This is a genomic window from Bacillus sp. SIMBA_074 (assembly GCF_046534555.1).
GTDB classification, from domain to species: Bacteria; Bacillota; Bacilli; order Bacillales; family Bacillaceae_G; genus Bacillus_A; species Bacillus_A mycoides.
Genome location: NZ_JAWRYM010000001.1, coordinates 91,040 through 106,316, shown reverse-complemented (window position 1 = coordinate 106,316; position 15,277 = coordinate 91,040). Strand labels below are relative to the sequence as shown.

The following is a 15,277-nucleotide window of genomic DNA, read 5'->3' as shown; positions in this document are numbered from 1 at the left end:
AAAGGGCATCCACTGTAATACCAGGAATGTCCTTTTTTAAACTAAATTATACCGAAAAACAAGACTCAAAATTTTCAATGGGAGGAAATGATATGAGGATCACGATACAAGAATATGTGGTCAATGAAATAGATTCAGGACCATATGGAATAACCGTAGGAAAAGACGGAGCATTGTGGTTTACGGAACAGAAAGGGAATCGAATTGGTAGAATAAATGCTACTGGTGAAATAAATTCTTTTCCCATTCCGACAGCAAATGCAGGAGCTATGTCAATTATCTCGGACCAGACCGGTGACTTATGGTTTACGGAATATAACTCAAGCAAGATCGGTAAAATGTCGATGAACGGTCTTTTTGAAGAATATGTACTCCCTACAACGAACGCTGCACCTTTTGGCATAACGGAAGGCCCAGATGGAGCAATATGGTTTACAGAAATGAATAATGGTAGGATCGGAAGAATAACAAAGTCAGGGGAAATCACCGAGTTTGAATTGCCTAACTCCAAATCATTTCCCTCTTTTATTACTCTGGGATCAGACGGTGCATTATGGTTTACACAGAATCAGAACAATAGGATTGGGAGAATAACCACTAAAGGTGAGGTCAAAGAATATCCAATCCCAACACCCAACTCCGGGCCAGTTGGAATTGCGAGCGGCCCAGATGGAGCAATATGGTTTGTGCAAATCATAGGCAATAAAATTGGTAGAATTACGTTCGAAGGTGAGATCAAAGAATTTGTTATACCGACGCCGAACGCTCGTCCTCATGCCATAATACCTGGGAAGAACAGAGATCTTTGGTTCACAGAATGGGGAGGTAACCAAATCAGCCGTATTACAGTTGAAGGAGTTATTACGGAATATACGATACCTACAAATAATGCAGAGCCACATGGTATCACGTTTTGTCCGGATGGCGATCTTTGGTTCGCTGAAGAGTGTAATCAAATTGGACGTCTAACAATCATTACGTAATAGGGATATCGTCCATCGCTATCAAGCTCAGAAAAGTAAATATCCCATCACCATCAAGTTAAGAATTTGGTTGCTCCCCAAAACGAAAAAATGTGCTTTTTTGTTACAAGTAGCACAAAATTTCGTTCTGGGGGTACTATAAAATTTTAGCTTGATGGCGATGGGGTCTCGCCATCAAAACATGAATTTCGCACGCTAAGGAATTTCTATATTAAAAAACTTGGCTTTACCGTACGTTAAGGAAGTTCCATAAACGATATTTAATGTTTGTTATTGTTACTACAGAAAGAACAAAAAGAATGAATTAAATATGAATCGATTTATCCCGCTATTTGCGGGCAGTAAGACTCCCACCTCAAAATTCGGCGAATACGAGGGAGTTAGGTGGGAGTCGGACTGCCCGTAAAAGCCCGATTGGTGAGGGCTAATAATCAGTGGGGGATGAACAAAGCCCCCACTGATTAAAGTTTCACTTTATCTGATTCAAGATCATTTGTATCGAGTGTATGAAGCTAAAAAATAAAAGTTTCATTGTAAATCCTAAGTGGAGTAGAAGTTTAGGTTGATAAATAAGGGAGTCGAATTTTTTTGCATAAAGCTGTATAATGTTTGTAACGAAAAGGAAATACAGGAAAGGATATGTAATGAGTTACTATGGATAAGGATAAACAACAATTAAGCGTTGAAGTTGCAAGATTATATTATCAATCAGATTATAGTCAGCAAGAAATTGCTAATAAATTAAATATTTCAAGACCGACGATTTCTAGATTATTGAAGTATGCGAAAGAAAAAGGATTTGTTCAAATTAGTATAGCTGATCCATTTGCTGACTTAGATAACGTTGGGAATTTACTTAAAGAAAAGTATAACCTGTTAGAAGCGCATGTCGTATTTTCTCCAGTACCAGAATATGCAACGATTACGGAGTATATTAGTAAATATGCAGCTGAGTATATGGAAAAGACAGTGAAAACTGGTGATATCGTTGGTGTAAGCTGGGGAATGACGATGTATGAAATCGCTAGAAAAATCGTACCGCAACATGTGAAAGGTGTAGAGGTTGTCCAGTTAAAAGGTGGCATTAGTCACTCAAGTGTAAATACATATGCGAATGAAACGATCGCGTTATTTGCAGATGCTTTTCAAACGACGCCAAGAAATCTACCTCTTCCAGTTATATTTGATAATGCGGTGACAAAAGAATTAGTGGAGCAAGATAGACATATTCATCACATTATTGAAATGGGGAAACAAGCAAATATTGCAATTTTCACTGTTGGAACAGTGCGTGATGAAGCGTTATTATTCCGATTAGGATATTTAGATAAGGATGAAACGAACATTTTGAAAGAACAAGCTGTCGGTGACATTTGTTCACGTTTCTTTGATGGAGACGGAAATATTAGTAGCGAAGAAATTAATAAGCGTACAATTGGAATTGAGTTAGAGGAACTTAAATTAAAGAAACGTTCTATTTTAGTTGCAGGTGGTAATAGAAAAATAAAAGCAATTGACGGTGCGTTACGTGGCGGGTATGCAAATGTACTAATTATAGATCAGCATACAGCGAAAGAATTGTTACATTATCAAAAAGGTTAGAAATAAAAGGCTTTCTCAAAATATTAATTTTGAGAAAGCCTTTTATTTTTAGTATGAATAAATCAATGTGTAGTACCTTGTAAAGTATTTGTAAGGAACGCTCTTTGATTGATCTCCTTTTTCAAAAATTAGGGAGTTAGCCATAATATCTCTATCTACAAAACTCCAGCCATCTTGCTCCATCATATCGATAAAAGGTTCCATTTTTCCGCGCTTTACTAAGTAGGGGTATTGATTATCTATCGGTTCTACTTCCACCATTTCTTTATCTTGAATAACCATCTTAGACATAGCTAAAGCAAATGGAACTGGGTTTCCTTCTTGGAAAATAACATCCCTTTTATAAAAAATAAATATGGATAGTGAGGTGCATACTAGCAATGTGAATATAAAGAATTTTGACTTAAACAAGTGGTTCACATCCTTTATTTACAAGCTTATACTACTTTCAATGTATTACTAGAAATTCCCTTCTAAAAAAGAATGAACAAAAGTTCAAAAGTGTATTTACATTTGTTCAACTAAGAGTTAGAATGAAGTTGTTAAAAGATATGAGGAGTGAAGATAATGAACATTGCAAAGTTAATTGACCATACAATTTTAAAACCAAATTCTACAAAAGAAGATGTTATGAAAGTAATCGAAGAGGCAAAGCAATACAAATTTGCTTCAGTTTGTATTAATCCTACATGGGTAAAGCTAGCTGCTGAAGAATTAGCTGGACATGATGTAGACGTTTGTACTGTAATCGGTTTCCCATTAGGAGCAAGCACTACTGAAACAAAAGCATTCGAAACAAAAGATGCTATCGCAAAAGGTGCAACTGAAGTTGATATGGTAATCAACGTAGGTGCTTTAAAAGATGGCGACAATGAGTTCGTTGAAAAAGACATTTATGAAGTAGTACAAGCAGCAAAAGGAAAAGCTCTTGTAAAAGTAATCATTGAAACTTGCCTTCTAACAGATGAAGAAAAAGTTCGTGCTTGTGAATTATCAGTAAAAGCTGGCGCTGATTTCGTAAAAACTTCAACTGGATTCTCAACTGGCGGAGCAACTGCAGAAGATATCGCATTAATGCGTAAAACAGTTGGACCAAACGTTGGCGTGAAAGCATCTGGCGGCGTTCGTACACGTGAAGATGCAGACAAAATGGTAGAGGCTGGAGCTTCTCGCGTTGGAGCAAGTGCTAGTGTTGCAATCGTATTAAATGATGCAAAAGGTGCTACAGATAATTACTAATTAATAAAGTGTGAAAAGCAATAGATACACGTTTAAAGTAAAGTGTATCTATTGCTTTAACAATTGAAAAGAATGTAAGCGGATACGAATGGGAGGAGACGGCTTATGAAATACTTAATCGGTGTTTTAGGCCTCGTATTGATTTTAGGTATCGCTTGGCTTGCTAGTAATGATAGAAAGAAAGTCAAATATCGCCCAATCATAACGATGGTTATATTACAATTCATTTTGGGGTTTTTATTATTAAATACAAGCGTAGGGAATATATTAATTAGCGGAATAGCAGATGGTTTTGGAGAATTATTAAAATATGCCGCTGATGGTGTGAATTTCGTATTTGGTGGATTAGTAAATCAAAAAGAGTTTTCATTCTTTTTAAGTGTATTAATGCCAATCGTATTTATATCAGCTTTAATAGGTATTTTGCAACACATTAAAGTATTACCTATTATTGTGAAATCTATCGGTCTAGTATTAAGTAAAGTAAATGGGATGGGGAAACTCGAATCATATAACGCGGTAGCTTCTGCGATTTTAGGACAATCTGAAGTGTTTATTTCAGTTAAGAAACAACTAGGATTATTGCCAGAGAAAAGAATGTATACATTATGTGCATCTGCAATGTCTACAGTATCTATGTCTATCGTTGGATCATATATGGTGTTATTAAAACCGCAATATGTTGTAACCGCTTTAGTGCTTAACTTATTCGGTGGCTTCATTATTGCTTCTATCATTAACCCGTATGAAGTTACTGAAGAAGAAGATATGTTAGAAGTACAAGAAGAAGAGAAAAAGACATTCTTTGAAGTATTAGGGGAATACATTATAGATGGATTTAAAGTTGCGATTACAGTAGCAGCTATGTTAATTGGTTTCGTTGCCCTTATCGCATTCATTAATGCAGTATTTAAAGGTGTAATCGGTATCTCATTCCAAGAAATTCTTGGTTATGTATTTGCACCATTTGCATTTATTATGGGTGTTCCATGGCATGAAGCAGTTAACGCAGGGAATATTATGGCGACAAAACTTGTATCAAATGAATTTGTTGCGATGACAGATTTAGCACAAGGAAACTTTAATTTCTCAGATAGAACGACAGCGATTATATCTGTATTCTTAGTTTCATTTGCAAACTTCTCTTCAATTGGAATTATTGCTGGGGCAGTTAAGAGCTTAAATGAAAAACAAGGGAATGTAGTCGCAAGATTTGGTTTGAAATTACTTTTCGGTGCAACGTTAGTAAGTTTCTTATCAGCAACAATCGTTGGCTTATTATTTTAACAGATTCATATAATATAAAAAGGAATGGTGATTACAATGAGAATGGTAGATATTATTGCGAAAAAACGTGATGGAAAAGAATTAATGACTGAAGAAATCAAATTCTTTATTAATGGATATACAGATGGAAGTATTCCTGATTATCAAGCGAGTGCACTTGCAATGGCAATTTTCTTTAAAGATATGACGGATCGTGAACGTGCAGATTTAACGATGGCAATGGTTGAGTCTGGAGAAACAATCGACTTATCAGCAATTGAAGGCATTAAAGTAGATAAGCATTCAACTGGCGGTGTTGGTGATACAACAACATTAGTATTAGGACCATTAGTTGCTGCTTTAGATGTACCAGTAGCAAAAATGTCTGGTCGTGGTTTAGGACATACGGGCGGGACAATTGATAAATTAGAAGCGGTAGAAGGATTCCACGTTGAAATTACGAAAGAACAGTTCATTGATATTGTAAACCGTGACAAAGTGGCTGTTATCGGACAAACAGGAAACTTAACACCTGCTGATAAAAAGATTTATGCATTACGTGATGTAACAGGAACAGTAAATTCAATTCCTCTAATTGCAAGTTCAATTATGAGTAAAAAAATTGCAGCTGGTGCTGATGCAATCGTACTTGATGTAAAAACAGGTGCGGGTGCATTTATGAAAACCGAAGAAGATGCAAAAGAATTAGCTCATGCAATGGTACGTATCGGAAATAATGTTGGACGTCAAACGATGGCAGTAATTTCAGATATGTCACAACCTCTTGGTTTTGCTATTGGTAACGCTCTAGAAGTGAAGGAAGCAATTGATACTTTAAAAGGCGAAGGTCCAGAAGATTTAACAGAATTAGTACTTGTATTAGGAAGCCAAATGGTCGTACTTGCGAAAAAAGCAAATACATTAGAAGAAGCTCGTGAAATGCTAATTGAAGTGATGAAAAATGGAAAAGCAACTGAGAAGTTTAAAGAGTTCTTAAGCAACCAAGGCGGAGACAGCTCAATTGTAGATAATCCAGAAAAAATGCCACAGGCGAAGTATGTAATTGATGTACCTGCAAAAACTTCAGGTGTGATTTCAAACATTGTTGCAGATGAAATCGGTATCGCAGCTATGTTATTAGGTGCAGGTCGTGCGACAAAAGAAGATGAAATCGATTTAGCGGTAGGATTAATGTTACGTAAAAAAGTTGGCGATGCAGTAAAAGAAGGCGAGCCGTTCGTAACGATTTATGCAAATCGCGAAAATGTAGAAGATGTAAAAGCAAAAATCTATGAGAACATTTCTATCGCTGAAACAGCAGTGGCTCCTAAATTAGTTCATACAGTTATTACTGACTAATCATAATTACATTTACTTTGAGGAGGAAATAATATGGATAAGAAAAAATATATCGAAGAAGCAAATAAGATGTTATCGAAAGCGTATATTCCGTATTCTAAATTTCCTGTTGGTGCAGCGCTAGTTACAAAAGAAGGTAAAATCTATACTGGTTGTAATATAGAAAACGCTTCTTACGGTTTATGTAACTGTGCAGAAAGAACAGCAATATTTAAAGCAGTATCAGAAGGTGAGCGCGACTTTAGTTACTTAGTCATTACAGGAGAAACTGACGGACCTATTTCACCATGTGGTGCTTGTAGACAAGTTATTGCTGAATTTTGTGATCCGAAAATGCCAGTTTTACTAACAAATGTAAAAGGCGATGAAAAAGAAGTGACTGTAGAGCAGTTACTGCCTGGTGCCTTTTCAATTGAAGATTTAAAATAAGTTAAAAGGCCATTCCACAATTAATAGTTGTGGAATGGCCTTTTTTATTTTCAATAATAGAATGTAATAATCTGTTCATATTCCGTTCATAAACTTTGCGTAAAATGATTGCAGTGAATATGGAAAGTGACGATATAAATTGTCGTTCTACAGCAGGAGGAATATGATGAAGAAATTATATAATGCAGCATTCATTTACTTAATTATTGGGTTTATTATCAGGTGTATTTGCAAGAGAGTATACGAAAGCGCAAGGCATTAAAGGATCCACTATGTTGCAATTAGTGCATACACACGTATTAGTGCTCGGCTTTGTATTCTTTTTGGTCGCTTTAGCTCTATTTAAAGTATTTAATGTCCGTGAAACAAAAAGTTTTCGTGCGTGGTTTGTTGTTTATAATGTAGGATTAATTTTTACTATTGCTACAATGGTATTTAGAGGTATTCTACAAGTAAATGGAACTGACTTTAATGGTTTAAGCCATATGGCTGGATTAGGTCATGTCATTATAAGTGTTGGGCTCGTTTGGTTTATGATTTTGCTCAAAAAATCTTTTAAATAGATAGGAGTGGAGAGTATGAGTTTAGCACTTTTATCAAGTATAGTAGCGGTTTGTATGGCCGTTGGAGTTATGTTTCTTCGCTTTAAGTCAGCGAAAAAACCGGTAACGAAAAAGAAAATTATATTACCGCCAATTTTTATGAGCACTGGTGCAATGATGTACTTCTTACCAGAGTTTCGATTAACGTCTTTAGAAATAGTAGAGGCAATTAGCGTAGGACTTATTTTCTCTATATTTCTTATTAAAACATCTAAGTTCGAAATAAGAGGCGAAGACATATATATGAAACCATCAAAAGCGTTCATATTTATTTTAGTTGGTTTATTAGCTGTCCGGGTAGCATTAAAATCATATTTAAGTCAGTCGATTGATTTAACCCAATTAAGTGGAATGTTTTTCTTACTCGCTTTTGCGATGATTGTATCGTGGAGAATTGCGATGTATCGCTCGTTTACTAAATTAGAAAAGACAATAAAAAGAGCTGGAATTTCTATATAGGAATTTCAGCTCTTTTTATGTTTTATACGATTGTTTTTTTAGCTTTGATTTCATTTGCTTAATTTTAAACGTATTTGAGCATCTTGTAATGCAACTGGTGTAACGTTAAGACCATTTTGATCAACGATTTTTGTGTTTAATAAAATGGAATCTAAGCTCCCGCGAAATGTTTTTGTATAGTTTTGACGCAACATTTGTTGTTCTTGTTTTTCATCAACTGTTAATCCAAAGGTTCTTTCTTTTTTTGATAATTCGTTAATACGGAATAAAATGTTTTGCATTTTGTTCACCTCTTATTTTAAATTAAATTAGTTACTTACTAATTTATAGTTATTTTAACTTTTTCATATGAATATGTCAAGAAGGGTAAAAGAAAAGTAGACACCCGTATTACAGTAAGTGGGTGTCTACAAGGAAAATATAAAGTTTAGCTTAATTCATGTAAGTGACTAACAAGTTCTGTTGTTTTAGAAAAGAATGGTGAATGATCAGCTTCCAAAGTAATTATTTTTGTGCAAGTAGTTTCTGTATGCATTCGGCGCTGAAAATCAATCGGAATCGCTCTATCTAGAGTTGTTTCGATATAAATACGATTTACAGTTCCAAAGTTCTCTTCTGATATTTTCAGCTCTTTTTGGAACGGTCCTAGTGGTTGAGGACGCATTTGATTAAAAGATGCTCCTTTAATAGAACCGTCTTCTGTAGCATTTAAAAATGTTTGTTCAATCAACTCTGGTATAAGTTCTGCGGTCATGTCATTCTCATTTATAGAGAATTGTGGGCCAGCTTCTCCGTCTAACTTACTACCAAGACTTTCTCCATTTTGTGGCAAGAATGCACAAAGATATACTAATTTATCGATTTTATTTGGTATAAGCTCAGCGGTTTGAGTGATCACAATTCCACCCATACTATGTCCAACAAGAATAACTTTTTCATTTTGTTGATTTATAATAGTTGTTACTGCATTAACATAGGAATCTAATGTTATATTTTGTGATGGAGTTGTATCTTTCCCACTTCCAGGTAAGTCTAGTGTAATAACTGTATGTCCGAAAGCCTCTAGTTGAGGTTTTACTAAATCCCATGCCCATTCACCTTGCCATGCTCCATGTACTAAAACGTAAGTACTCATTTAATCAACACTCCTCTAATGTTTATATGTTTATTTTTTCGTAATATTGATGATGTATAATTAGTGTATATGAAGTGGATTGATAAATATAATGAAGCTTATTTATAGATGATATAAATAACTTTTATATAAGGAGAACAGAATGAACGTTTTTGATTTTAAAGTTTTTAAATACGTGGCTCGTTTGAACAGCATTAGTTTAGCAGCTAAGGAGTTACATATGACACAGCCGGCTATAACTCATATCGTAAACAAATTAGAGAAACGATATGCTATAACATTATTTGATCGCTCTAGACAAGGAACTGTTTTAACTGAAAATGGAAAAGAATTTTTAGTTTGTGTAGATCGACTTCTAATGGAGTATGAAAACCTTGAAGAAACAGCTTTACAATTAAAAAATAATAACTTGTATAAGATTGTATTAGCTACATATCCTTCAGTTACTGTATATTGTTTAGCGGAGTGTATCGAACTAGGTAATTTTGATCAAAGTCAGTATGTGCTTGCAGTTCGAGAAGGAAGCTATCAAGAAGTGTTAGATTGGCTGTCTTCTGGAAGTGCAGATTTTTCTATTTCTATAAAAGAAAATTTAATACCAGGATTTCATTATGATGTAATTGGTGAAGATCCGTATGTTATGGTTTCTTCTAAGTCAGTTCCATCAGGTCTTACAATGAAAGAGTTGAAAAATTATCCTTTTATAATGCCGCTCTCTGGTTGTAAAGAAGTACTTGAACCATATTTGATGAAAAATGAAATAGTAGTTAATAAAGTGATGGAATCAGAGACAATTAGTTCGGCGTTAGCACTGGCTTTACAAGTTAAAGGAATAACAATCGTTCCATTATCAGGACTTCATAAACAAATTATTCATGACTTCATCGTGCAACCGATAGAAATTAAAATTCCACGACAACTTATTATGCAATGGTCACCTAAAAAAGAAAATGACGCACTGTTTCTGGCGTTTGTTACGAATTTACTAAGCCAACTACAACAAAAGAAAAAATGAATAAAATGATACAAAAGGTAAGCTCATTTCACTGAAGCTTACCTTTTGTGTGTATTACCAATATAGGACAGTATCATAAAGCTCGATTAATATAAGGAGAACACCGGCTATACGCTGAATGTTTTTTCCTATTTTTCGGCTCTTCTTCAGTAAAGTCCCATTTAATCCAAGGTAGGAGATGATGAACATAAGTACAACGATAGGTAGAGCAGTTCCTATCGAAAAGAATGTCGGAAACAAGTATCCATAATTAGATGAGAAAGATAAAGGGATTAACGTTCCGAAAAATAGAACGAACATAGTCGGACAGAAGGCTAAGGAAAAGAGAATCCAAGTAAAAATGAGCCAACCTCATTTTGTTTTCGTATAAATTTGATCGAGAAGAAACTTCTTCCTTTTATAATACCTGCCAACATTAGCCCCATTAAAATTAATAAAGGTCCAATTATTTTTCGTAACCATGGGAAATACAAAGTTAATATTTGCTGAATCTCTTTTCCTAAGAACCATACTAATAGTCCAAGTGTCGTAAAAGCTATTATTTTTCCTAAAATGAATAACAATATATGTTTCCATGCATGTCTCTTTTGTAAAGATTGATTGCCATAAAGTGAAACTTTAATCAGTGGGGGGGTTGTTCATCCCCCACTGATTATTAGTTGAACCAATCGGGCATTTACGGGCAGTTGATATCCCACCTAACTTCTTTGTACTATCCGAATTTTGAGGTGGGAGTTTTACTGCCCGTTAATGCGGGATAAAGTGTAATAGCGCTAATGTTTCCTGTTAATTGGCAAGGAGAAAGGGTACCTACAATGCCTAATAAAAACGCAAATAAAAGAGGAATTGATTTCGTAGCATTCGCGATATCCATTAAAGGAGACATGAGTTGATAACTCCACTCGCTAACTGTTGAAAACACGTTATATTCACCTTTCTAACTAGTTATATTGTAATGTTCCATTTTTAGTAATCTGCTTCCACGTTTTACCGTCATCCATAGAAAGAAAGACATTTGCTTTCATTGTAGCAAAAACTATTTCAGCTGAATTTTGAGGATTTTGTGATATGTACATAATTGTATCTTTAGAATCTAAAGATGGAATCTGTAAGTTTGTTTCTTCATTTGTAGCAATTGATTTCTTCGTAATTAGTTGCTCAGTTTGCTTATTAATAGAGGCATAGATAATGTCTTCATTACTTAATGTAACTGCGGTCGATTCAACTGGTTTAGAAAATAGTGCAAATGTATTTCCATAATCTGTAGACAAATATACACCGTCTTTAGCACTTACCGCGACTACACTAGATTGATCTGGATGTGCTGAAAAGGAATGGATTGTACTTGAAAGACCGTTTAATTTACTATTTTTCCAATCTTGTCCGTTGTTCGTACTGAAATAAAAACCTTGTTGTAATTTAGAATTTGGACGCTCATTGTATAAATAAATTGCTTCCGTATTATATCCGACAGCAAGGTTATGAAAATCAGATTCTCCATAAAACGCTAGCTTTTCGAGGGTATTACCGCCATCAGAACTTTTCATTAACCCTAAAGGATTTTTTAAATTTGCACCTGGTTCAGGATGACCGCTGGCAACAAATCCATTCTTTGTTGCCTGAAATCCCATGTAATCATGTAGCTCAGTCGTAGTTTCAAACCATTTACCATTTTGATAAACTTTTATACCACTGTGAGTTGCGATAGAAACCCCAGGCATATTTCTCGCGTAGCCAATTCCATGAATGTGCTCGATTTTTCCAGATGTAATTTCTTTATAGAAGTTTTGCGGAATCGTAGTTGCTGTTTCTTTATTTTTTGGCTGAGATTGCACCGTTTCTTTTTTAGCTGGTGCTGTTTCAGCATTGCTAGAACATCCTGTAATTATTAATAAAGAAGTAATTGCTAACCCTGTTGCTACATAATGTTTCACTTTTGTAGACTCCTTTCCATATAAATGAGATTTTAAGTATATGGAATAAATGTCAAGAAATTGTGGAGTGGTATGCATAATTTAGAGTGGAAGGGGCCCTAGTAATGAAGATTTTCTTTTCTCTATGAGCACTATTAATTGACGAAAAATTATAACAATAATAGAATGAATTATATTGGATAATTAGTTTCAAAATTATACATAGAACGCTAGGGGGATTATTATGAAATCAACATTTTTTGCTCAAAATAGAGAACGATTAGTAAACACATTACCGGATGAATCTATTACTATTTTATTTGCTGGGCAAGCACCTCATATGTCAGCCGATGCACATTATAAATTTGTGCCGAATCGAAATTTTTACTATTTAACGGGAATCGATGAGCCAAATGTTATTTTCATGTTGAAAAAGTTTGGAAATAGTGTGGAAGAAACTCTTTTCATTGAAAAATCAGATCCAGTAATGGAAAAATGGGACGGTAAAACAGTTTCTAAAGAAGATGCAGAACAAATTTCAGGCATAAAAAAAGTTGTATATATAGAAAGCTTTGAGAAGACAATGGCAAATACACTTTTCACAGAAAATGTGAAGCATCTGTATTTAGATTTAGAGCGTCGTGAGTGGAAGGGTACTGAGACGAAAACGTTAGCGTTTGCTAAATATGTAAGAGAACAGTATCCACACGTTTTAATTGGTAATGTATATCCGCATATTTGTGAATTACGAGTGTTTAAAACGGAAGAAGAAATTGAAATCATTAAAGAAGCGATTGCTGTAACTAAAGAGGGTATTTATAACGTGCTGAAGCATGCAAAAGCAGATGTGATGGAATATGAATTAGAAGCTCATTTTGATTTTACGCTTAAATCATCTGGAATTAAACATCATGCATTCAATACAATTTTGGCGAGTGGTAAAAATGCTACAGTCCTTCATTATGAAGATAATGATGCACAAATTCAAAATGGTGATTTAGTGCTGCTCGATTTAGGTGCTCAAAAAGATTACTACAACGCTGATATTAGTTACACATTCCCAGCTAGTGGAACATTCTCTAGTCGCCAAAAACAAATATATAATATAGTGTTAAAAGCATTGAAAGAAACAACTGAGCTTATTAAGCCAGGATTAAAGTTTACTGCATTAAATGAGCACACAAAAAAGGTACTGGCAGAAGAGTGTAAAGCTATTGGTTTAATTCAAGAAGATGAGGAACTATCTAAATATTATTATCACGGCGTGAGTCATTTCCTAGGTTTAGATACTCATGATGTAGGAACATACAAAGATAGAGTATTAGAAGAAGGTATGGTCATTACGATTGAACCAGGTCTATATATTGAAGAAGAATCAATTGGGATTCGTATTGAAGATGATATTCTTATCACAAAAGACGGGTATGAAAACTTGTCAAAAGATATCATTAGAACAGTTGAAGAGATTGAAGAGTTTATGAGAGAAAATAATGTAAATGTAAAAGAAGATGAAGTTGTTACGAAATAATAATTAGAAGAGGCGCTCAATTTTGGGCGTCTTTTTATTTGGACCATTTTAAACCTCCATATTTTCTTGAAAATTGTCTTCTATAATAATCTTGAAAAAGAAAAAGGAGGGATTTTCAATGAAGAGATTTGTATTAACAGCAGTTACAGTCTCCGTAATATCTTTAATTGCTGCATGTTCTGCGACCACAAATACAACAAATGATCATAAAAATATGGACGATAAAAAAACAACACAGACTGAAACGGCTACAAAACCATTCAAAGTTGTAAAAGGGCCAGAAGTTACTTTAGTAGCGAAAGAAGAAAAGCAAAAGCTAAGTAACGGTGTTATTGTTCCAGTCTGGACATTTAATGGCTCATCCCCAGGTCCAGAAATCAGAGTGAAAAAAGGTGAAAAGGTTAAAGTGACATTAAAAAATGAATTATCTGCACCAGTATCTATTCATTGGCATGGGTATCCTGTCCCAAATAACATGGATGGAATTCCAGGTGTGACGCAAGATGCGGTTGAACCTGGAAAGAGTTTCACCTATGAATTTGAAGCGAACGTACCAGGAACATATTGGTATCATTCGCATCAAGATTCTGTGAATCAACTAGATAGAGGTTTATATGGTGCTCTCATTGTAGAAGATACTAATGAAAAATATGATAAAGATTACACATTAATGTTGGATGAATGGGTTACAGATAAAGAAGAAATTAATAAGCAGTTAAAAGAAATGACAAAAGGGCCAACAGGTAATAAATCTAAGGGTAATGAAAATACGAAAAAGAATGATGATATGAAAGGCATGGATCATTCCGGTATGGACCATGGAAATATGAAGATGGAAGGTCATGATATGAGTATGTATGACTTATTCACAATCAATGGTAAAAGCGGAGATTTAGTAGAGCTGTTAAAAGTGAATGAAGGGGATAAAGTTCGTCTTCGACTCGTTAATGCTGGTTATCTATCACATGATATACATGTTCACGGTCATGATATAAAAGTAATTGCGACAGATGGTCAACCAATTAACGATCCAAAAGTTATAAAAGACAAAGTAATTTCAATCGCACCGGGTGAACGTTATGATATTGAATTTACAGCTAACAATCCTGGGAAATGGTACGTTGAAGACCATTCAGAAAGTAAAGGTGCAAAAGGAATGAAAGCTATTATTGAATATGATGGCAGCAAAGAGATGAAAGACAAAGCAGATGAAAAAGAAAAATTACCGAAATTAGATATGACGAAATATGGTGCTAAAAAATTAGGTAGTTTCACGTTAAATCAACAGTATATTGCCACATATAATATGGACTTGAATACGCAAATGAATGGAAATGAAATGGTATATACAATTAATGGAAAGGCATTCCCAGATATTGACCCAATTTCAGTGGAAAAGGGTGACTTAGTAAAAGTAAAATTAGTAAATCGCTCTAAAGCGGACGATCATCCGATGCATTTACACGGTCATTTCTTCCAGGTGTTAAGTAAAGATGGAAAACCGGTAGAAGGTTCTCCAATTGTGAAAGACACTTTGAACTTAAAACCAGGAGAAGAATATGAAGTAGCCTTTGTAGCAGACAATCCGGGTGAATGGATGTTCCACTGTCATGATTTACACCATGCTTCAGCGGGGATGGTAACAGAAGTGAAATATACAGATTATAAATCTGATTATGTTCCAAACCCTAACATTCCTAATAAGCCAGAATAATATGAAGCAGTTATCCTATGGATAGCTGCTTAT

General features: G+C 34.7%; 14 protein-coding genes and 2 pseudogenes. 11 read left to right on the top strand and 5 right to left on the bottom strand.

Annotated elements, in window-relative coordinates; translation table 11 throughout:
• Positions 1-92: 92 nt before the first annotated feature.
• Together SB773_RS00530 and deoR are read left to right on the top strand one after the other, a co-directional pair.
• Entirely contained in the window at positions 93-983 is an 891-nt protein-coding gene (locus SB773_RS00530; RefSeq protein ID WP_001223216.1) for a Vgb family protein, read from the top strand.
• A gap of 654 nt (positions 984-1,637) precedes the next feature.
• Positions 1,638-2,585, top strand: coding sequence for a DNA-binding transcriptional repressor DeoR (gene deoR / locus SB773_RS00525; protein ID WP_000356572.1), 948 nt, complete (start codon positions 1,638-1,640; stop codon positions 2,583-2,585).
• A 48-nt stretch (positions 2,586-2,633) separates the two neighbouring features.
• On the opposite strand, the gene SB773_RS00520 is transcribed toward deoR, so the two are convergent.
• Positions 2,634-2,996 (bottom strand): hypothetical protein, encoded by a 363-nt coding sequence (locus SB773_RS00520; protein ID WP_002086260.1) that lies wholly within the window; start codon positions 2,994-2,996, stop codon positions 2,634-2,636.
• A gap of 156 nt (positions 2,997-3,152) precedes the next feature.
• On the opposite strand from SB773_RS00520, the gene deoC reads away from it, so the two are divergent.
• From deoC to SB773_RS00490, 6 genes and pseudogenes are all read left to right on the top strand, one after another.
• A complete protein-coding gene (deoC, locus tag SB773_RS00515; RefSeq protein ID WP_002012110.1) occupies positions 3,153-3,824 on the top strand; it encodes a deoxyribose-phosphate aldolase in 672 nt (223 codons plus the stop codon).
• Positions 3,825-3,929: 105 nt separating this feature from the next.
• Complete coding sequence (locus tag SB773_RS00510) at positions 3,930-5,111, top strand: NupC/NupG family nucleoside CNT transporter (RefSeq protein WP_002035026.1); 1,182 nt, start codon at positions 3,930-3,932, stop codon at positions 5,109-5,111.
• A gap of 36 nt (positions 5,112-5,147) precedes the next feature.
• Positions 5,148-6,449 (top strand): pyrimidine-nucleoside phosphorylase, encoded by a 1,302-nt coding sequence (locus SB773_RS00505; protein WP_002126836.1) that lies wholly within the window; start codon positions 5,148-5,150, stop codon positions 6,447-6,449.
• Positions 6,450-6,482: 33 nt separating this feature from the next.
• Complete coding sequence (locus SB773_RS00500) at positions 6,483-6,878, top strand: cytidine deaminase (protein ID WP_000358532.1); 396 nt, start codon at positions 6,483-6,485, stop codon at positions 6,876-6,878.
• A gap of 166 nt (positions 6,879-7,044) precedes the next feature.
• Positions 7,045-7,441 (top strand): annotated as a pseudogene (locus SB773_RS00495) (DUF2871 domain-containing protein).
• Positions 7,442-7,456: 15 nt separating this feature from the next.
• Positions 7,457-7,939 (top strand): CcdC family protein, encoded by a 483-nt coding sequence (locus SB773_RS00490; protein ID WP_002012104.1) that lies wholly within the window; start codon positions 7,457-7,459, stop codon positions 7,937-7,939.
• 50 nt (positions 7,940-7,989) lie between these two features.
• On the opposite strand, the gene SB773_RS00485 is transcribed toward SB773_RS00490, so the two are convergent.
• Together SB773_RS00485 and SB773_RS00480 are read right to left on the bottom strand one after the other, a co-directional pair.
• On the bottom strand, positions 7,990-8,220 hold the full coding sequence (locus SB773_RS00485; RefSeq protein WP_002126840.1) for a DUF896 domain-containing protein: 231 nt from the start codon (positions 8,218-8,220) through the stop codon (positions 7,990-7,992).
• A gap of 146 nt (positions 8,221-8,366) precedes the next feature.
• A complete protein-coding gene (locus SB773_RS00480; RefSeq protein ID WP_078204143.1) occupies positions 8,367-9,074 on the bottom strand; it encodes an alpha/beta fold hydrolase in 708 nt (235 codons plus the stop codon).
• A gap of 142 nt (positions 9,075-9,216) precedes the next feature.
• Between SB773_RS00480 and SB773_RS00475 the strand changes: the two genes are divergently transcribed.
• Positions 9,217-10,089, top strand: coding sequence for a LysR family transcriptional regulator (locus tag SB773_RS00475; RefSeq protein WP_001100323.1), 873 nt, complete (start codon positions 9,217-9,219; stop codon positions 10,087-10,089).
• 54 nt (positions 10,090-10,143) lie between these two features.
• Here the strand turns inward: SB773_RS00475 and SB773_RS00470 are convergent.
• Together SB773_RS00470 and SB773_RS00465 are read right to left on the bottom strand one after the other, a co-directional pair.
• Positions 10,144-11,011: pseudogene (locus tag SB773_RS00470) on the bottom strand (urease accessory protein UreH domain-containing protein).
• Positions 11,012-11,030: 19 nt separating this feature from the next.
• Positions 11,031-12,023 carry a F510_1955 family glycosylhydrolase gene (locus tag SB773_RS00465; RefSeq protein ID WP_088004733.1) on the bottom strand — a complete coding sequence of 331 codons (993 nt, stop codon included), beginning with the start codon at positions 12,021-12,023 and terminating at the stop codon, positions 11,031-11,033.
• Between the two features lie 223 nt (positions 12,024-12,246).
• Between SB773_RS00465 and SB773_RS00460 the strand changes: the two genes are divergently transcribed.
• Together SB773_RS00460 and SB773_RS00455 are read left to right on the top strand one after the other, a co-directional pair.
• Entirely contained in the window at positions 12,247-13,530 is a 1,284-nt protein-coding gene (locus SB773_RS00460; protein WP_002126845.1) for an aminopeptidase P family protein, read from the top strand.
• A gap of 118 nt (positions 13,531-13,648) precedes the next feature.
• Entirely contained in the window at positions 13,649-15,244 is a 1,596-nt protein-coding gene (locus tag SB773_RS00455; protein ID WP_410588119.1) for a multicopper oxidase family protein, read from the top strand.
• Positions 15,245-15,277 lie beyond the last annotated feature (33 nt).